The sequence below is a fragment of the Micromonospora sp. CNZ295 genome, from assembly GCF_004217535.1.
Window position 1 is genome coordinate 2,302,888 of sequence record NZ_SHKZ01000001.1, and the last position, 19,089, is coordinate 2,321,976.

Sequence of the window (19,089 nt, forward strand, 5' to 3'; positions counted from 1 at the left end):
GCGGACAGCAAGGTTCGGCGTCTGTCACGGATCTGTCGTGAGCGGCTCGGCCGGTGCTGACAGATCCGTGAGAGCACCGGACGTTCGCTCCCACAGCTGCAGGACCGCATCCCGGTCCCGCGTCCGCGGCGGGCGGTCCGCGGCCGGCGTCCGATCCCCGTCCGACGGTTGTCCGACGCCGGGCCGGTCCGCTATTCGGTCCGGCCTCCTGCGGCTGACGGATGGGCCGTTGCTCCGGTCAGGGTCGAGGAGGTGATCGGCCACGACGACACCGGTCCCTGGCCCGAACGCCAGTCCGCGGGGTAGCCGCGTCGAGGGCGGCGTCCAGGTCGTCATCATGCTGGCCATCGGCGGCGCAGCCGGGGCGGCCAGCTTCACCCACGTGCACAACGTGGCCGCCGCGCACGGCCAACCCGGCTGGCTGGCCTGGGCCGACGCGATCGTCCTGGAGCTGATGTCCATCGCCTCCGGCCTGGAACTGCGCCGCCGCAAACGCACCCACACCTCCACCGTGTTCCCAGCCACCGTGCTGGCCTGCGCCGTCACCCTGTCCCTGGCGGCGCAGGTCGTCGAGGCCGAACCCTCGGTCATCGGCTGGGTCGCCGCCGCCGTACCGGCGCTCGGATTCCTCGTCATGGTCAAGATCGCCCTCGGCCGCACCAGCACCGCGACGTCCGCCACCGCCGAAACGGTTGGGGACTGCCGACCGAATGATGCCGGACGGGCCGATCCGGACAGCAGACCAGACGAGGCGACCCGGACCGCTGTCAAGGCGGGGGAGCGGCGGCCTAGGAGCCGGACCGTCCGCTCAACGGATGCTCGTCACCGACACGGCGGACGGGATCGGCAGCGGCGAGCGGACCGGGGACCGTCCGCGCAGCCGCCCGGCGACGTTGGCGAGCTGCTACCGGCGGCGCGAAAGGTCCGGGACCGGCTCGCCGCGGACGGGCAGGCACTGACCCGGGCGGCGCTCGCCGAAGCGCTGCGCGCAGCCGGTCAGACCGTGTCCAACACCCGCCTATCCGAACTCCTCAAGACCCTCAGGGCCGAGTCATCGGCACCACCCGAGCTGGTCGTGAGCCCGGCCGTGCCGACCAACCCGACGTCACCACCTCTGTCACCGGAGCGCCGCAATGGTGGCGGAGCAGTCACCCCTGCGCCGGTCGACCCCGACGGGACTACCCCGCTCCTACCGCCCAGCGATCCCTCTCACGACCAGGAGAAGCTTGATCATGAATAGCCCCACCAATCCCGCTGACCAAACCACCCGCACCACGACCGACAGCACCACCACCCCGCCCGCGCCCACCGTCGAGGAGGTGTGGACCGTCGAGCGCATCCGTGCCCTCGGCGTCACCACCACCCTCGCCACCACCGCGTCGGTGCTCGGGATCAGCCGATCCCAGGCGTACCGGCTCGCCGCCACCGACCAGTTCCCCGTACCGCTGATCCGGGCAGGCAGCCGCATCATCGTCCCGGTCGCCGCCCTGCTCCATCTCCTCCAACCCGACCCGGCCGCGACTGGCGGCGGGCGACTTGATGCCGACGCGAAGGTGAGCGTGGATGCGATGGCCCTGCCGCCAGCGGATTCCACCCGGCACCGCTGGCGGCACCATACGAAGCATCCAGGAGACGATGAGTGAAGGGATCCACCTTCAAACGCTGCGGCTGCCGCGACAGCGTCACGGGCCGGCGACTGGGACGCTCCTGTCCCCAGCTTCGCCGGCCCGGCGGCGGCTGGTCCCGCACCCACGGCCACTGGCACTGGCAGATCGAAGTACCCGCCCGCGCCGATGGCACCCGCCGCCCACTACGCCACGGCCCGTACGCCACTCAGGCCGACGCGGACGCGGTGCTGGACCGCATCCGGGCCGCGCTCGCCGTCCCCGACCCCACCGACCCGTACACCACTGTCAAGACCGGCGACCTCATCGAAACCGCCGTCAAGAGCGGCGCCCCCATCCCCACCCCGGACCAGATCCGCCGGGCGCTGCACCTGGACATCACCCCGACCGAGCTACCGACTGTGGCCGACTACCTGACCGACTGGCTCGCCGGACGCAAGAACATCAAGACCGGCACCCTGCGCTCCTACGAAGGCCACATCCGGCTGTACCTGATCCCGTACCTCGGCCACCTGCGCATCGACCGGCTCCGCCCCGGCCACATCGACGCCATGTACGACGCCATCGACGAACGCAACACGACCATCACCACTCTGCGCGCCAGCCGCGACCCCGCCAAACGCGACCAGGTCAAGAACCAACGGATCGTCGGCCCCAGAACCCTGCACGTCATCCACGCCACCCTGCGCAAGGCCCTCAACGATGCGATGCGCCGCCACCGCTACATCGACACCAACCCCGCCCTCATGGTCGAACTACCAACAGCCCGACCACCCAAGCCCACCGTATGGACCGACCAACGCGTCAAGACGTGGCGCGACACCGGCAAGACCCCCAGCCCCGTGATGATCTGGACCCCCGAACACACCGGCAGATTCCTCGACCACACCCACGACGCGAACGACCGGCTCTACGCCCTCTACCACCTCATCACCTTCACCGGACTACGCCGAGGCGAAGCCTGCGGCCTGCACTGGGACGACCTCGACCTCGACGCCCACACCCTCACCGTCCGCTGGCAACTCGTCCAACACGGCTGGGCCACCGCCATCGACACCCCGAAAACAAACGACAGCGAGGCCGCGGTCGCCCTCGACACCGAAACCGTCACCGTCCTGCGAGCCCACCGCACCCGCCAACACCGCGAACGCCTCGCCGCCGGCACCGCCTGGACCACCACCGGCCTCGTGTTCACCACCCCCACCGGCGGTCGGCTCCACCCTGCGGACGTCACCGATCACTTCCACCACCTCGCCACCCAAGCCGGGCTACCACCCATCCGACTCCATGACCTCCGCCACGGCGCCGCCACCATGGGCCTCGCCGCCGGCGTCCAGATGAAAGTCATCTCCAACCGACTCCGCCACTCCAGCCCGCACTTCACCGCCAAGTTCTACGGCGACGTCTTACCCGAGCTGTCTCACGCCGCCGCTGAAGCAACGGCGTCAGTCGTCCCGCGACGGCGTGGCTCGACGACAAGGCCGGCGTAGGCCGGTACGAACTGCGCATGGGGTTATCACCCAGATTCTCCCGGCTGTCTCGAGGACGGCGCCACAGTGTCTGGCGCGCTCGTGCGCACCACGGTGGCGATCCACGGCTGCGTCGACTTGGGCTATCTTCGTCAGCCAGGTTGCGCAGGTAGCGGGTCCGGCGCTGGCATGACGCGCCGGGTAGGCCGCGCCGATGGAGGCCACGAGGTTGGCGTGGACATCGGACATGATCAGACACCCCGGTCAGAACGCAGGCGGTCAGCGATCTCCGGGACGCCAGCCAGCCGGCTCCGTCCTCGTCGAAGGACGACATCCAGGCCCAACACTTCGCGCCCGCCGTCGGCGTTGACCCGGACCTCGGTCAGGCCATGGACGTTGACGGTTCCTTCGAGAAATCCTGTAGCTGGTACTTCATTGTTTCGGCGAGTGCACTGCATGAGTGGCCGCAATACTGGGCACAGCTCAGCTGCGGCAGTTGGAGGAGCGCTCGCAGAGTCTGGAGCCTTCAAGTCGCGCAAGGCCGGGCTTGGGCACGGCGGCCTCCTTCCAGGTCAACTGCCCGTCATAAGCCCGGTCCGTCGTAGTCCTCGGCGATGGGGGAGTCGTAGAACTCGATCGGGGTGTTGCCGCCGGCGTAGATCGCCTCGCGAACAGCGGGCTTTGTCAGGTCGAGCACGCGCATGTTGCCGTTGACTCTGCTCAGCGCTTCGATCCGGTGGAACGACGCACCGTGGTCCTCGGCGAACTTCGCGAGCCCTTGCAGCTTCTCCGTCGAGTCGCCCAGGTGGTGACCGTGCGGGTCGACGATCGACGGGACGACCTTGCCGTTCACTTCGCTGAAGAAGATGAAGTCCGGGTGCATCGAATGCCAGTCGCCGCTGCCGTCTCGGTACGCGATCCCAAGCGAGTCCGTCGCCTGACGCGGCGGGTTGCGATACCACGCGACAGATCGCTTCAGCTCGGCGAAGACCACTTCGCGCTCCCAGTCGTTCAGCTTCGTTATCGGCACCTGCCCGTGCTCGTCGGACATCAGGTGCTTGGGCGCCAACGGCGCCCGCGCCAACTGCCCGGTCTTTTCGTCCACCTCGACGTAGTCCTCGATCCGTGTCTTCGGCCGCCCGAGCGACGTCACTTGCGGCTCGACCGCCAGCGCCCGGATGTCCTCGTACTCGGATTGCCGGTCGTCACGCAGGCTCTTGATGTCCACGCGGTGCTCGGCGAACAACGTGTTCGCGATCTCGTTCGCCCGCGCGTCGATCCGTTCGCGGATCTCCGGGACGGTCGCCAGCGCTGCGGCTCGGATGAACGCGTCGCGCAGGTCGTCGTCCTCGCCGTTTTCGCCCACCAGGTGGTCCACGTACATCGACGCGATGTCCGAGCCGAACGCCTTGCGGGCGTCCTGGAACGCGGCTCGGATCGCCCGCTCGTCGGCCCGTTCGAAGATGTCCGCGTACGCGATGTTGCCTTTACCGAGTCGGCCGGAAATTTGCTGCAGCCGAACAGCGAGCACCTCCGCCGTCGATGCCTTCACCTTGGACGCAAACTCGACGTTCGCCCCGTCGAGCGCCGCGTGGATTAGCCCGGCGACTTCCTTCACCGCCCCGGGACGCACACCGTCGGTGGCCAGCGCGTGGGCGAGCGAGGCGAGCCGCTTCACCGGGGCAGCACCCCGCTGCGGGACGGTCATCGTAGGGATCGAATCCCACACGGGCCAGACGAAGTCCACCGCAGCGTTCGGCAGCAGCTTGCACTCTTCGATGATCGCCTTTCGGCCCGATCCGTCCGGGACTCCGTCGATCTTGCCGGTCAGGTACTTCACGACGTTGCCGGCCATCGTCCGGTCGAAGAACGGCAGGATGCAGTCGACCGAGTTGAGCACCTCATCGCCGGGCACGCGGCGGGCGAGCGGGTTGCGTACCATCCGGCCGAGCAACTGTGTGATGTGCGTGTGCTCGCGCGCCGGGCGGAAGGACACGAGCACCTCGGCCCGCGGGCAGTCCCACCCGGTCGAGATGGCGTCCTTGGCGATCAGGATCCGAATATGCGTCTTGTCCTCGACCGTCTGGGGCTCGACCCAGTCGACGTCGTGCGCACCGAATCGCTGGGGAGTGTGCTCGCCGAACACGTGCCGGATACACCCGGCTGGCAGTGCCGGGAACTCGTCGAAGATGACGTCGATCGCCTCGCCGATCTTGTCGTGGTCCGGCGTGGCCGGCGCCTGCAGGACCAGCAGCGGCCGGACTACGTCCGGCAGACCCTGGTCGGTGCAGTACCTCTCCCACCGCTCGCTCGCCTCGCGGAACTTCTTCGCCGCTCGGCGCACGAGGACGAGGTCGATCGCTTGAGCCTCGGCGGGGATTTCCAAGACGACCGTGTCTTTGACGAGGCCGGACTCCTGCACTTGGAACCCGTCCACCTCGATCGGCGGCAGCGCCCGGCGCGCGTCGGACGAGTCCGCTTCGGTCATCGCGTTACGGAATTGCTCGATCGTCGCCGAGATGCCCCAGACGATCGGGATCGGTGGGTAGCCGGAGTGGCCGTTGACGAGCTTGCGTACGGTGGTCGGTTTGTCGGACGCACTGCGGTCGGCGCGGAACCCACGGTGCGCCTCGTCAAGGATCATGTACACGGTCATGTCCGGGTCGCTGATCGTGTTGGCGATCGTCTCCCAGATCGTCCACCCCTGCATGTCCGGCTGGGCCGCGTCATGCAGACCGGGAAGAACTTCACCCTCCTCCACCTCGACGTGACCGCGGGTGAGCAGCGAGTTCTTCGTCAGCTTGCCGGTGTTGAGGAAGTACACCTTGCCCGGGTCGAGCCGCGGCTTGGCGAACGGCGGTTCGATGACGACGAGATCGGACGACTCGATCTTGTCGGACGCCTCCATCAACCGGAACCGCGACTGCTCGTTCAGGTCCGGGCTGTAGGAGAACCAGATGACGACGGCGCCCGGGTCGGCCTCGAACTCGAACGTCTCGTTGCCATAGAACAGAGCTTCGATCACCGCGGCGGCCATCACGGTTTTGCCAGCACCGGTCGTCGCGGACAGGGACACGGACGTCGGAACGTTCTCGCGCTCGTACACGTTCTTCGCCCGCTCCAGCGAGCTGAGCATCGCCGCGACGGCGTCGGCTTGGTACGGCTTGAGGGTGAATTTCATCGCGCGGCCCGCCCCGCTTCGATCTCGAAGTTGCGCAGGTACGCCTCGTACAAGCGAACCGGCTCGACGTGCGCAGGCAGCTGGCGCACCATCGCCTCGAACAAACGGTCTTCGTCGGTGACGATGAACGCGTGGGTGACGCTCGGTGCGTCTTCCATCGCTTTCAGGAACTGCTTCGACTGGTCGAGATCAACTATCACGCCGTACGCCTCCGCCACGTCCCATCCAGTCGAGATGTCGCCGATCCGCCTCCCGCGGGAGCCCGCCCTCAGCCACAGGAAGGGGGCAATCTTCCCGAACTCGCGATTCGTGGAGACCCGCAGCGGCGCCTCGTACGTCAACGTAAAAAACTCGACATTCTCCTCGAACCCGTCCGCCATCGGGAACACGTCAGGGTCTTTGTACTCGCCTTTGACGGGGGCGCCCTCGGGGGTGCTCCCGGTGATAGCCGCGCGAATCCGAGGTTTAGTCACGTACTCGCAGATGCCCCAAGCCTCCCAAGCTTCGTCTCCCGGCCTGAGACCCATCTTGCGGAGTCGCTGCTGCTCATCCGCCGCGACCTCGTTGTTGGTGATGCAGATCGACACCCGTCGGCCCGCGTCCTGGCGATTCAGGCGCATCACGGCGTGGGCTGTCGTGCCGGAGCCCGCAAAGAAGTCCACGACGGTCGCGTTTGGTTTGTCCGAGGTGAAGAAGCGGATCGCGTCCTCGACCGCATACAACGACTTCGGGTACGGGAACTTGCGATTCGGTAGGAACTGCCCCAGCAGGGCGGTGCCGTTTTCTGACGCGTTGTGTGAGGCAATCTTCCACTGCGTCGGCGCCACCCGCGTCGCGTCGGATGATATTCCGGTGGCGATGAGCGAACCGTCGGGTGCCCTGCCTTGAATCTCAAACCTATCGGATAGAACTTCTGCGTAGGCGCCGTCCGGAAGGTAGTTGACGACGTAGCCGTAGGAGGTGGCGCGTCCTAGGCGGATTCGGCCTTGCTCTATCCGGGTGAGAAGTTCTGTGTGGGAGACTTGCCAGCGTCCCTCGCTCCCATTCGTGCGGATCGGTAGGATCGTCACTAGGCCGGGCTTCGATGGGGCTTCGTGAACGCCGTCCGGCAGCGGTTCGCCGACGGCGACAATATTTGGACCGGCGGGGTCGGCGTAGATCGGGTAAAACATTTTGGGTCGATCAGCGCGAGCCGAGTTCGATCCTCGACGCATCATTGATGTCCAGCCAGGGTCGATCACGGCCGGCTCCGTCAACTCCTCAACGTCTCGTCGAGATGATGCGGACCACTCCGGCCCGAGAGCGAGCCGAGCGGGTGATGAGTCCCCAATCATGACGAAGAAGATGTACTCGTCGGCGCGCCGAAAGCCGACTCCTCTCGACGAACCCTTAGGGTTGATGACCGTTGAAATCATCTGGATGGATGCATCCGGAAACGTCTGCTCAAGGAGGAGGCCGAGGCGGAGGTACTCCTTTTCATCGATCGTCACAATAAGCACGGACTCGTCGGGATCCAGCAGCTCCCGGGCTAGCAGCAGACGCCGCTCCATCATCGCAAGCCACTTGGAATGGCGGTACAGGTCGTCTCCCTCCACGTAGTCGTTGTTGTACTTCCAGTCCTTTGCACCGGTGTTGTACGGCGGGTCGATGTAGATGACGTCGACCTTGCCGCGGTGTGTGAACAGCAGCGCTTGAAGTGCGTGATAATTCTCGGCGTTGATCACCGCGTGGTATGGCTTATCAGGGCCGCCGCGCTCGACCTTTCCAGTGGACACGAGGCCGGGGTAGATCGGGTCGCGAAACTCGGCGACAACGGCCAAGTCATCGAGCGGGACATCGGTGGCTTGGAGAAGGGCGTCACTCTCCTCGACCACCGATCGGGTGAGTGTCGCGGTCGCGGCCTTCCGGTCGACGGAGGCGACACGCCACAGGACGCTGTTGGACTCCCTGAGCTCCAACTCCAGGCGAGAAAGCTCGTCCCTCTCGGCGTCGGTCTGTTCCCTCTCCCTGATCGCCCTCAGGTTGGCGAGGCGAACCTGCTTTTCCCGCGTCAATAACGCGTGCACCTTGTCATTCTTGCGGACCGGCCGGCCCGGTAGCTCGACGGCCTCCGGGACGTGTCGCTCGAAGTTCAGGCCGAAGGAGCGCCGTTCGGCGAGGGCGTCCGTCTCGCGCTTGAGGTCAGCGGCGAGGCGCTCGTCCTTCAGTGCGACTTGGCGCAGGAGTTCGGAGAGGCGAGACATGTAGTTGAGGCTTTCAGGTCAGCGATCAGACGGTGTAGGTGCCCCGGGCAAACGTGGCGAGGATACGTTGGTGGGTCTGCCGCGGCAGAGTGCGGTTGCCGGGCTCTCCGAACGGAGTGCCGGGCCTGGCCGGCGCCTCCTGCAGCATACGGTCCAGCCCGGTACGCGAGACGATTAGTAGCCCGTGGGTGGCGCGGGTGCACGTGACGGCCAGACGACCGAACGACGAGTTGAACTCGTCGAGTTCCGAGGCGCCGGTGAGCGGGTGGACCGCTATCGTGATGCCGTTGGTCTGCCCTTGCCAGGAGTCGACGGTGGAGGTGAGCAGGTCCGCTTCGGTGAGACCGTGCCGCTTGCACAGCCGTTCGACTGCGTCGGCGGCGTCTTCAACCGTGGCGTTTCGGGTGGCGAGCACGGCGACGAGCGGATCGGTCGGCTCGTCCCCCGGTTCGGTAGTGATCGTCTTCCCGCTCGGTGTGCCGTCGCCGTTGTACTCGGTGGCGACGAGCGAGAAGCCGGCGGAGAACAGGTCGTCGAGAAGCTGCTCGACGAACTGGACGAGGGGGAAGTCGACGTCTGGCGCTTCGGCGGGCGGCAGCCCGTCGACTTCCAACAGCGTCGGGACGCCAGAGGCGACGGTCTCCCACACGTCCTTCGCGACGCCGGTCAGTTTGCCGAGCTTGATCGACCGGTCGCCGGGCGCGGCGACGCAGTTGAGGGAGCGCCACTCGGGGTAGAAGGCGCGCCACAGCCCGAGCTGCTCTCCCGTCGGGCGCCATACGGCGGGCAGTTCGGTAACCCACGCGTGCTCGTCAGAAGAGTGGTTGTTCGGCCATGCGCGGTACGGGTTGTACCCGGAGTCGCCTCGCCAGGGGTTCTCGCCGATCTCGATCGGGGGCAGCTGCCCGACGTCGCCGACGCCGACGCGGATCGGGGCGACGTAGTTCAGCTTGTCGAACCGGTGGCTGGCCAGCTGCCAGGCTTCGTCGACGAACAGGACGTCGAAGCGGTAGTCGCCGTGAAACGACGGGGTGAAGTGGTCTCTGACGATCTTGCGCGGCCCGATCTCGCCGAACATGTGCGACGTGGCGATCACGACGGGGGCGTCGATCGGGATGGCGTTGCCGGAGTCGACGACGGTGGCGGTCGCCTTCACCGAGTCGGGAACGTCGTTGAAGCGGCCCTTCGACGACCAGAGGTAGACCTTGTCCTTGCCGATGGCGGTGCCGAGCGACTCGGCGAGTGGCCACAACTGGCGGTTCTGGAACGCGGTGACGGCGACCCGCAGGCACTGCGGCTGGACGGTCGCGTCCTGAACGAGTTGCTTGAGGACGTACGACTTGCCGGCTCCGGCAGCCGCCTTGAGCAGGATCGTCGTGATGTCGGACGAGCCGTTCAGCGCGTCGAGCAGCTGGCCCTTGGCGATCTTGGCGGCGGCTTCGTTCTCGGCGGCGGCCCGTGAGTGGTGGTAAGCGCTCGTGGCGACAGCGGTTGGCGGGGTGAAGACGATGGTCACGGCTACTCCACGTCGTCCATCGAGAGGTCTTCCGGCGGTGCGACGGCCGGTTCGGCTGCGGGGTCGGGCAAGTCGTCGCCGACGGCGGCGACGTCAAAGGCGTCCGGGTCGACGATCGGCGGCCAGGTCTGTGGATTGAGCTGACCGGACGCTCGTCGGACGGCGAGTTCGTCTGACCACTCGGCTTCCGAGACTTCGTGCGGCTTGCAGCAGTACTGGTGGCTCGCTGGGTCGTCGCCGTACGAGTCGGGGGTGCAGTCCGGCTTCGGGGCGGAGCGCTGGTCGACGCTCGGCCGTGGGACGTTCAGGAACGCGTCTCCGGTGTTCGTGGAGAACCATGCGAAGTCGGCGACGATGAGTTCGTCGCCGACGGCTATGCCCGGGTCGTGGTGTGGGTTCCACTGGAACTGACGTGGGTCGGCCGAGATTTCGGCGAGCGGACCGATCGCCATGTTTGAGATCTTGAACGAGCCCTTCTGGATCTTCACGGTGACGGCAGGCTTTTCCACGCACGGTTCGCCGTTGACGTGCAGGACGACGACTCGCGACTGGTCCCCGATGCGCCGCGAGTCGATTTCGAGGACGTATGGGGAGGTGCCGACAACGCGAGCGATGGCGACGCGTCGGTTGCCGGCGTCGACCGCGGCGTCGTGGGCGGCGAGCGGGCTGGTGAGGATCGTGAGCTGGTCGACGAAGAGCTTGTCCGCCTCCAGGAGGGGGACGTTGTCGTTGCGCCAGAAGCGCGACGTGCGGGTGAAGCGCACGAGGTCGAACGCGTGCAGGTCGAGGCGACGGCGCCACACGATTTGCGAGTCGCCCTCGACCTGCCGGACGGCGGCCCGCAGCTTGGACGGAGCGAACTCGGAGTCGAGCGCGGCGACGCACTTGTCGAACACTTCCGTCTTGTACGCCAGTTCGTCGCGCACGAGTGAGTCGTAAGCGACGGGGTTGGCCGGGCGGGGCAGACCCGGCTTGTCGCCGGCGAACGCCTCGTGGATCGCGTTCGACTGGGGGGTGGTCAGTTGGGCGCCGACGGTGTGCGGCGACTTCTCGATGACAGAGCTGTGGGTGCGGAAGTCGATCGTCACTCTTCCGGAGATCGCCCACGGGTACAGGTAGTCGACACGCAGCGAGTTCACGGACGGTCCACCGGCGGTGACGAGGGCAGCCAGCGTGGCGCGCAGGTCGACGATCGGGATTCGGCACTTCATCGTCCGGGCCCGGTCCTGTTCGAGCAGGAACGACACGGCCGTCCGATCTTTCTCCGGCAGCCGCGGCGGGATGACGGCAGGCTCGCCGCCGAAGGTCAGCGCCGGACGGTCTTGGTCTTTGTCGCGCTGCCAGCGCAGCCGGGACAGTTCGGAGCCGGCGATGGAGTCCGCGATGCCGACGAGCAGGTCGGCGGTGCCTGAGTCGGGGACGACGACGTGGATCGGTTCGGGGCTGGCCGTATTCGCTTTCACGGCACCAGACAGGGCGTCGAAAAGCTGCTTGCCAAGCAGCTTCATGATCTGGCGGCGAGTGGCATCGGAATCGGGGTTGTCGAAGACGGTGACGTCCCACGCCCCCGCACCCTGGGCGGTGATGCGCTGTAAAGCAATGCCGTACACACCGAGCGTCGCACCGTCCGACTTCGCCATAACGACGTTGACGGTGCCAGACTGCCCGATCGGGTCGAGGCGCCGCTGCCGCGACTTCACGCCGACGCCGGAAAGACTGGCCTCGATCATCGACCGAACGGAGGACGAGATCGGGCCGAGAGGGGTGGTCTTGTCGATCAAGCCTATCGCCTGCTGACGCATCTCCGGTTTCACGCCAAGCTCGATGAGCAGGTCGGCGGGGTCTTTCGACGACTGGAGTTCGTTTCGGCAGAAGATGAAGAGGTCGCATCCGGCGCACGAAGCAGGGTCGAAGTGAGCCGTGAGGTGGGCGAGGTGCTCGATCGGGTCAATCGTCGTCGGGTCTGGGAACCGTGCCACCTCGTTCTGCCGTTCGACGACGCGCATACGGACTTCGTCGCGGTAGTCGGTGAGGTCTTCGATGACGGCGGTCGGATTCAGGGACGTGTTGCGCGGCACCGCGAGCACGCCGAAGGTGTGGACTTCCATACCGGCCGGCAGCTGCGACCACTGGGCGGCGGATTCGGCGCCGAGGGCGACCTGCAGGAATCCCTTCATTAGCTTCGCGTCGTCGATCTTTGCGCGCACGCGCTGGTAGTCCTTCGCGTCTCCGACGATCAACCACGACGAGTCGACCTCGCCATCGACGTTCGGGCGGCGTGGGGTGACGACAGCGAAATCCGGTCGGGTGGTGGTGGCGTCCACGCCATCGAGCCCGACGAACGGGACAGCGAGGTGGTAGATCAGAGTGGCGCGGCCGTGGACGACAGCGTCCTTGTGAGCGGCGTCGAGCACGGCGGCGGTCTTGATTACGTTGACACCGGCGTCCCTGATGACGACGCCAGTCGGGCGAGCCAGGCCAAGGCCGCCAACGGCGGTCGTGACAACTTCGGAGGCGAATCGTTTGTCCTGAATAAGGCCTTCGAACGTCATCGCACGCATCCAGCGCAGCAGCGGGATGGCGCTCTCCGGGCCCTTCGAGTGGCCGACGTCCTGAGCGAGCTTCCGGCGGGTGACGCCCGTGACCAGCGGGTCTGTCCCACGGAATCGGGCGCACGAGGCGTGCGCCGACGCCGCCACTGCGCTGCTGGCCCCTCCGGACACGCTGCCTGGCATGGCCTAGATTCTGCCGCAAGCTAGCTGCAGAGGTTGAAGGGCTGACGTCTGCATCATCATGGCGGTTTGGCTTGAGGGTCATGCCGGTCTGGGCGAGGAAACCAGCGATGAGGTCATTCGCCGCTTTGAGTAGCTTGATCGGTCAAGCGTTGGGTTGTGCGGCAGTCCTCATCGTACGCAGGGATACGGTATGCGGGTGCTCGTCGGGTGCTCGCGCGCCCTGGACGGATGGGCACCCGCTGGTACACGGCGGCCCCACAGCGATGGACTGGTAGGGGATTTGGGACTAACGGCGCGGTACGGGACCGATAAGGCCGGCATCGACGGACCTCTTAATCCGCGGGTTCGGGGTTCGAGTCCCTGGCGGCGCACCAGCAATCACCTGGGCATTCACCCTCACGGGTGGGTGCCCAGATGTCATTTCGGGGTGAGTCGGCGACGGCAACGCTCGCACTCGCCAGCATCATGACCCGTCTCAAGCTCGCTGGGTGCCGCGTCATGTCCGGCGGTCGCCGCTTGATGCGCGGCCACGCGTGAAGGAATAGCTCGCGTTAGTTGAAAGTTGAACTAGTTCTCGTCCTATCTCTTTCTCATCGCGGGCGGGGGATGCGGAAACGGAGGACATCATGGATTCGGCAAGGATGACCCTCCGGCGAGGGCGTGTCGTTGGTGGCCTCGACCACGGAGACAACGCTCAAGGCCACCCTGCACAGCCAACCGAGACCTTGGACAGCCTGGTCATCGGCGGCGGACAGGCTGGCCTCGCCGCGTCCTTCTTCCTGCAGAGAAGGGGCGTCGGTCATGTGGTACTCGATGCCAACCCGGCGCCCGGGGGCGCTTGGCAGCACCGCTGGGACTCGCTCACCATGGCGGATGTCCATGGGGTCGCCGACCTGCCCGCCGCACCGGCGCCGGCGCGGTCGGGCCGGCGGGCCAACGAGGTGATCCCTGCCTACTTCGGGGAGTACGAGCGACGGCACGGGCTGCCGGTGGTCCGACCCGTCCACGTCACCAGGGTGGAAGCCGACGGTGATCTGCTTCTGGTGCACGCCGGCGAGCGGCGGTGGCGCACGCGCACCCTGGTCAACGCCACCGGCACCTGGACGCGACCGTTCGTGCCGTACTACCCGGGGATCACCTCGTTCACTGGCGAGCAGCTCCACGCCGTGGCCTTCCCCGGGGCCGAACACTTCCGCGACAAGCGGGTGCTCGTCGTCGGTGGTGGCGCCTCGGCTGTGCAGTTCCTCGGTGAGCTTGCACCGGTCACCGACACCCTGTGGGTCACCCGGCGTCCACCGGTGTGGCGCGACGACGACTTCGACTCCGAGGCCGGTCTTGCCGCCGTGACAGGGGTTGCGGAGCGCGTACGCCGCGGACTTCCGCCAGCCAGCGTGGTGAGCGTGACCGGCCTGGCACTGCGGATCCAGGAGCGTCGTGCGGCGGAGCTCGGCGCCTACGTGCGGCGTCCCATGTTCGCCGTCATCGAACCGGACGGGGTGCGCTGGGCCGACGGTTCCTTCGAGTCGGTGGACGTGATCTTGTGGGCCACCGGATTCCGCGCTGCCGTCGACCACCTGGCTCCGCTCGGACTGCGGTCACCGCAGGGCGGCATCGCCCTCGTGCACGTCCCCGGCAACGTTCAGGGCGCCACCACGACCGCGCGAGATCCGCGCGTGCAGTTGGTCGGCTACGGCCCGTCGGCGAGCACCATCGGCGCGAGCCGGGCCGGACGGGCCGCCGCAGCCGCCGTTGCCCGGCACCTGGCCCGGACCGCCGCGGCGTGACCGGGGCTCCCAGACGTTGCGGCGGGTTCGCGGCGATGGTGTGGTGTTCGGCCCGTTCAAGTCCCGCCGGTCCCGTTCCCCGAGCTTCGCCTTCCCAGCCGACGGCCAGCCGAGCCAACCGCTACTTCGAGCACGCGACGTTCACCGCTCGCGAGACCGCGTACTGCCGCACCAGCAGGCAAGCCCTCGTCCGCGCGCAGCGGATCACCTCACCCGTCAAGGAGGAGCACCATGACCAACGCTCTCGCGACCCTCGTCAACGCCGCACCCGAGCAACTCGCCCGCCTCGGCGTCGACCCGGAGCGGTCGGTAGCGTCAATCGACGCGGCGAAGTTCGACAACCGCCCCACCTGGGACAACCGAGGAAAGTTCGACAGCCGACCCGGCTGGGACAATTGGAACAAGAAGAAGTAGCCCTGCCATGGAACGCGCGCGGTGGCGTGCCCACCCCGCGCCCACACAGGTTGAGGACACATGCGTACCACCACGATCGGCGACGTCAAGGTCCTGCTGCCGGACCTCGAACCGGACGATCTTGACAGCACACCGGACCTGGCCGACGGCCTCACCGAGGCTCTCGTCGAGGGCGCAGCGTGGCGCGGTGCGCACCTTGAGGACACCAGCATCCGCAGCAGCCTGATCACCGGCGGGGACCTCAGCGAGAGCACCTGGGACGCCGGCAGCCTCTACGGCTGCGAGATCACCCGCACCGACTTCTCCGGCGCGACCCTGACCGGCCTCACCATCGAACGCTGCGCCATCACCGGCTCACGGTTCACCGGCACCAGACTCACCGACGTACGCCTCAAGGACGTCCTGTTCGACGGCTGCCGCTTCGACTACGCCACCCTCCAGCGCGTCGCCGCAGCCGGCTCGGTCGCGTTCACCGACTGCATCCTCACCAACGGCGCGTGGTCCTCCTGCCGGCTACCTCGCATCGCGCTGCGGTCCTGTGACCTCGCCGGCCTGGAACTGGACTCCTGCCACCTCGACGGCGCGGACCTGCGGGGCAACCGCCTCCGTGGGCTCAAGACGCCGCTGGACAACCTGCGTGGCGTCACCGTCGGCCGGGATCAGCTTCCTGACCTCAGCGAGCTGACCATCGACGTCCTCGACCTCACGGTCCGCAACGAGTGAACCCGAGGGTGCATCGTGCTCGCTGAACCCACCGGCAGCCCGGAGACGATCCTCGTCTGCATTCGGGGCAACTCCGGCTCCGGCAAGAGCAGCATCGCCCGGGAGCTACGGCGCCGGCACGGCCGGGGCTGCGCCCTGGTCGAGCAGGACTACCTGCGCCGCATCGTGCTGCGCGAACGGGACCTGCCCGGCGGCATCGCGCCGGCGCTGATCGCGCAGACCGTCCGGTTCGCCCTCGACCACGGCTACCACGTCGTGCTGGAGGGCATTCTGCACAGCAGCCGCTACCGGGGCATGCTGACGGCCTTGCGGGACGGGCACCGGGGGCGGTCACTGTTCTGCTACCTCGACGTGTCCCTGGCCGAGACCCTGCGTCGGCATCTCACCCGCTCGCAGGCCAGCGAGTTCACCGCCGAGCACATGAGTGGCTGGTACGCCGCCCATGACGTCCTGGGCTGGCCCGACGAACTCGTCCTACCCGAGACCACCACCCTGGACGAGGCCGTCGAGGCCATCGCGGCTGCCGCCGGGCTACCCCAGACCGGACGCGACGACGACCTGCTTCCGAGCGTTCCGTCCCCTTGACGGAGCCCGGCCGGGCTGCCAGCGCCGCGCCACCGCCCCGACCGGCGGTACCGCCGCGATCGGGCCGGTGGCGCATCTGCTGGCCCCCGTCATCGAAGGGCCGGGGGCCGGTCCTCGATGAGCGAAGTTCTGGCCCGCAGCTCCTATCGTCGGCGGCCGGCCTGACGGCCCCGCCTCACTTCAGGTGCCGGGCGAAGAACCGGTTCGCGTCGTCCCCCTCGAACTGTGGGACGCCGGTGTGCCCGCCCAGGTTGGCGTGCAGCGTCTTCTCCCTGGAGCCGAAGGCGTCGAACAGATCGAGGGCCAACTGCCGGTCGTTTCCTTCGTCGTCCCACTGCAACAGGACCAACAGCGGAATGGTGACCTGTCGGGCATCCTCGATCATGGCGCGGGGCACGAAGCTCCCGGCGAACAGAAGAGCGGCCGAGATGCGCGGCTCGACCACGGCCAGCCGGATGCCGATGGCGATCACCCCTCCCGAGTATCCGACCGGGCCGCCGATCTCGGGCAGCGGAAGCAGGGCGTCCAGGGCGGCCCGCCATTCCGGGACCGCCTTCTCGACCAGCGGGAGGACGAGCCGGTCGACGATCTCGTCGGCGACCGGCTGGCCGGCCTCCAGCGCCCGGTGCAGGTCGGCGCGGGCCTCTTCGACGGCGGCGAACCGGGGCCGGTCACCGCCACCGGGGAGCTCGATCGTGGCCGCGGCGAAGCCCTCCGCCACGGAGTGCCGGGCCCGGGCCACCAGCCGGGGGTACATCCTGCGCAGTCCGCCAGGGTGGCCGATCAGGATCAGCGGCGCCGGTGCGGATGCGGTCGCGGGCGTCCACAGGATCCCGGGGATCCCGTCGAGAGTGAACTCGCGCTCGAGGACACCGTCGCCGAGGCGTTGTTCAGCGGTGAATCGCATGGTCGTGCCTTTCGGGAGTGCTCGTGAACGGCGCTCCCGGACGACCTATCGCCCGACCGTGACCCCAGAGGGGAGCACCCACGTCGATACGATGTTCACGGGTACCACCTCCTCGTTCTCTGGCACGGCCTCCGAAAGCTAGCAGTGTCGCCGTGGTCCGCCAACAGGTTTGCGGAGGCCTCGAGGAGATCAGCCACGCGCGGACCCTCGGCTAGACGCGGGGGAACCACCCGCTGGTGGGGTAGAAGCGGTTGTCGAAGAGGTTCCACCAGCCAAAGCGGCCGGTCGATGTCTGCAGCTGCGTGCCGAAGGAGGCCGGACCGTACGGGGTGTTCAGGAACTTCCCGCCGATGAAGAATGCGTTCACGCCATCGGTCGCCGTTATTCGTCCCTGGTTGTTGAGCGACCCGCTGGCTGTCAGCCACCCGCTCTGGTAGGAAAGCTGCCCGGTGATTCCGCTCCGGAGAGCTGCCCGACCGAGCGAGCCGGTCGTCAGTAGGCATACCTGCACCGGCCCGTACCCGGTCGACAACGTGTGCGCCCAGCAGTTTGTCGCGGCGCGGGCTGGCGTGGTGAACACCAGTACGGACGCGAGCAGGACGGTGAGGGTCACCGCGAGCCGGCTGATGAAGCGGACCATCCCATACCTCCCGACGGACCTGACGGGTGTCCTGGCCGACGCTAACGGTCCGGCCGTCTCGCACCAATGACCACGGTTGCTTCTATCAATATCTGGTACGACGGGCGTCGGCGCCTGCCGACCTTCCACGCCCGGACACCGGCTGTCCGTCCGAACCGGACCGGTCACCCGGCGTTCCGTCCATGTAGGGGAACCGAGCGGAGCCGCCGGCAGCACCGGGGCGGCGCGGCCGGACCGACTGCCGTTGGTGAAAGCGAGTGGTTGCCGTCAATTGCCATAATCCAGCCATGGCGTGGGAGGACCTGGTCGGGAATTCGGGCACCCTGCGGGGTTACGAGCACGTCGAGACGGGTTCACGCACGGACGTCCGCGCGAATCTGCTGATTGCGGAGTACAACTCGATTCGAGCGCTCGTGGCTCAGAAGTCGGCGGCGTCGCACGCTCTGGTGGGCGCGTACATGACCGTTGTCGCGGTGATCGTGGGGCTGGTGCTCGCGAACGGCGCCGATCCGCGACTGTTCCTTGGCCTGCCTCTCCTGGCGGCGATCTCCGGGGTGACCATCCTGCGGCGCCGGAGGGATCGCGAGGCGGCGAACAGGTACATCCGCGAGGTGCTCAAGCCGATCGCCGTCCAGTGCGCCGGCGATGAACGGATGTTCACCTGGGAGGAACATTACGCGCGGCACAAGATCAACCGGTCCCTGCACTACGAACTCGGGCTGCAGCTGATCTTCCCCTTGTCCGGGATCGCCTGCCTGGTCGGCACGTTCTCGCGCCTGGAGTCGCCCATCGACTGGCTGGTCTGGCTCGCCGGCTGGGGCCTCCTGGTCCTGCTGCTTGTCGTGTACGTCGGTCAGAACAAGGCTCATCTCGCCCGGGCCACCTCCGGGTTGCGCCCCTCGGGTCGCAGGGTGCTCGGCAGGTGGCGAGCGCGCACGGCGCCGCACCCGCCCGCAGGCCGGCGGGTCTCACCGCCCGGCACATGAACGGGGGGCGCGGTTTTCCTACCCCCACTCCCGGCGCACCTGAGGCTCCGGTGGCTCCTGGTGTGCGGGATCCGTGTCCACGGTCTCGATCAGGTCCTCGGCCGGCGTCACTCGGGCGGGCAGCGCACCGAACCTGACATCCCGCAGGCGGGCGAACTCCTCGTCCGTCGACCGATCGGTGCGCTCTCGATCCTCAGCCATCGCGGACCTCCCTCGTCCGGTTCCATTGTCCCGCTGAGGTGCGGCTCGTCGACACCCGGCGGACCGACCGCGCCACGGCC

15 protein-coding genes and 2 pseudogenes are annotated in these 19,089 nt (G+C 67.5%); 9 read left to right on the forward strand and 8 right to left on the reverse strand.

Translation table 11 applies throughout. The features are described from left to right. Positions 1-337: 337 nt before the first annotated feature. The 3 genes from EV376_RS10995 to EV376_RS11005 are packed head-to-tail and all read left to right on the forward strand — an operon-like array spanning position 338 to position 3,115. On the forward strand, positions 338-1,240 hold the full coding sequence (locus tag EV376_RS10995; protein ID WP_130322339.1) for a DUF2637 domain-containing protein: 903 nt from the start codon (positions 338-340) through the stop codon (positions 1,238-1,240). Beyond that, complete coding sequence (locus tag EV376_RS11000) at positions 1,233-1,643, forward strand: hypothetical protein (protein WP_130322341.1); 411 nt, start codon at positions 1,233-1,235, stop codon at positions 1,641-1,643. The genes EV376_RS10995 and EV376_RS11000 overlap by 8 nt, the downstream gene beginning before the upstream one ends. Continuing rightward, positions 1,640-3,115 (forward strand): site-specific integrase, encoded by a 1,476-nt coding sequence (locus tag EV376_RS11005; RefSeq protein WP_130322343.1) that lies wholly within the window; start codon positions 1,640-1,642, stop codon positions 3,113-3,115. The genes EV376_RS11000 and EV376_RS11005 overlap by 4 nt, the downstream gene beginning before the upstream one ends. Positions 3,116-3,195: 80 nt before the next feature. On the opposite strand, the pseudogene EV376_RS30815 reads toward EV376_RS11005, so the two are convergent. The 5 genes and pseudogenes from EV376_RS30815 to EV376_RS11030 form a co-directional block, all read right to left on the reverse strand. Further along, a pseudogene (locus tag EV376_RS30815) lies at positions 3,196-3,498 on the reverse strand (transposase); the annotation flags it as partial. A gap of 179 nt (positions 3,499-3,677) precedes the next feature. Beyond that, positions 3,678-6,275 carry a DEAD/DEAH box helicase family protein gene (locus tag EV376_RS11015; protein WP_130322345.1) on the reverse strand — a complete coding sequence of 866 codons (2,598 nt, stop codon included), beginning with the start codon at positions 6,273-6,275 and terminating at the stop codon, positions 3,678-3,680. Then, positions 6,272-8,518, reverse strand: coding sequence for a DNA methyltransferase (locus tag EV376_RS11020; RefSeq protein ID WP_130322347.1), 2,247 nt, complete (start codon positions 8,516-8,518; stop codon positions 6,272-6,274). The genes EV376_RS11015 and EV376_RS11020 overlap by 4 nt, the downstream gene beginning before the upstream one ends. 25 nt (positions 8,519-8,543) lie before the next feature. Next, the gene (locus EV376_RS11025; protein ID WP_130322349.1) at positions 8,544-10,034 is read right to left on the reverse strand and encodes an AAA family ATPase; all 1,491 of its coding nucleotides are present in this window, start codon (positions 10,032-10,034) and stop codon (positions 8,544-8,546) included. Between the two features lie 2 nt (positions 10,035-10,036). Further along, a complete protein-coding gene (locus EV376_RS11030) occupies positions 10,037-12,769 on the reverse strand; it encodes a hypothetical protein (RefSeq protein ID WP_207228124.1) in 2,733 nt (910 codons plus the stop codon). A 725-nt stretch (positions 12,770-13,494) separates the two neighbouring features. Between EV376_RS11030 and EV376_RS11040 the strand changes: the two genes are divergently transcribed. The 5 genes and pseudogenes from EV376_RS11040 (at position 13,495) to EV376_RS11060 (ending at position 16,275) form a co-directional block, all read left to right on the forward strand. Beyond that, positions 13,495-14,553 carry an NAD(P)-binding domain-containing protein gene (locus tag EV376_RS11040; protein WP_486482588.1) on the forward strand — a complete coding sequence of 353 codons (1,059 nt, stop codon included), beginning with the start codon at positions 13,495-13,497 and terminating at the stop codon, positions 14,551-14,553. A 116-nt stretch (positions 14,554-14,669) separates the two neighbouring features. Further along, a pseudogene (locus EV376_RS30820) lies at positions 14,670-14,788 on the forward strand (cyclophane-forming radical SAM peptide maturase AmcB); the annotation flags it as partial. Next, the gene (gene amcA, locus EV376_RS11050) at positions 14,785-14,967 is read left to right on the forward strand and encodes a multiple cyclophane-containing RiPP AmcA (RefSeq protein WP_130322353.1); all 183 of its coding nucleotides are present in this window, start codon (positions 14,785-14,787) and stop codon (positions 14,965-14,967) included. The pseudogene EV376_RS30820 and the gene amcA, both read left to right, overlap by 4 nt. Before the next feature lie 60 nt (positions 14,968-15,027). Further along, entirely contained in the window at positions 15,028-15,690 is a 663-nt protein-coding gene (locus tag EV376_RS11055; protein ID WP_130322355.1) for a pentapeptide repeat-containing protein, read from the forward strand. A gap of 15 nt (positions 15,691-15,705) precedes the next feature. Continuing rightward, a complete protein-coding gene (locus EV376_RS11060; protein ID WP_130322357.1) occupies positions 15,706-16,275 on the forward strand; it encodes a kinase in 570 nt (189 codons plus the stop codon). Between the two features lie 175 nt (positions 16,276-16,450). Here the strand turns inward: EV376_RS11060 and EV376_RS11065 are convergent, their stop codons facing one another. Both EV376_RS11065 and EV376_RS11070 read right to left on the reverse strand, forming a co-directional pair. Then, positions 16,451-17,182, reverse strand: coding sequence for an alpha/beta hydrolase family protein (locus EV376_RS11065; protein ID WP_130322359.1), 732 nt, complete (start codon positions 17,180-17,182; stop codon positions 16,451-16,453). Between the two features lie 211 nt (positions 17,183-17,393). After that, a complete protein-coding gene (locus EV376_RS11070; protein WP_130322361.1) occupies positions 17,394-17,822 on the reverse strand; it encodes a hypothetical protein in 429 nt (142 codons plus the stop codon). Positions 17,823-18,109: 287 nt separating this feature from the next. Between EV376_RS11070 and EV376_RS11075 the strand changes: the two genes are divergently transcribed. Next, entirely contained in the window at positions 18,110-18,808 is a 699-nt protein-coding gene (locus EV376_RS11075) for a hypothetical protein (protein WP_130322363.1), read from the forward strand. 18 nt (positions 18,809-18,826) lie between these two features. Here EV376_RS11075 and EV376_RS11080 read toward each other — a convergent pair whose 3' ends face one another. Next, positions 18,827-19,009 carry a hypothetical protein gene (locus EV376_RS11080; RefSeq protein ID WP_130322365.1) on the reverse strand — a complete coding sequence of 61 codons (183 nt, stop codon included), beginning with the start codon at positions 19,007-19,009 and terminating at the stop codon, positions 18,827-18,829. Positions 19,010-19,089 lie beyond the last annotated feature (80 nt).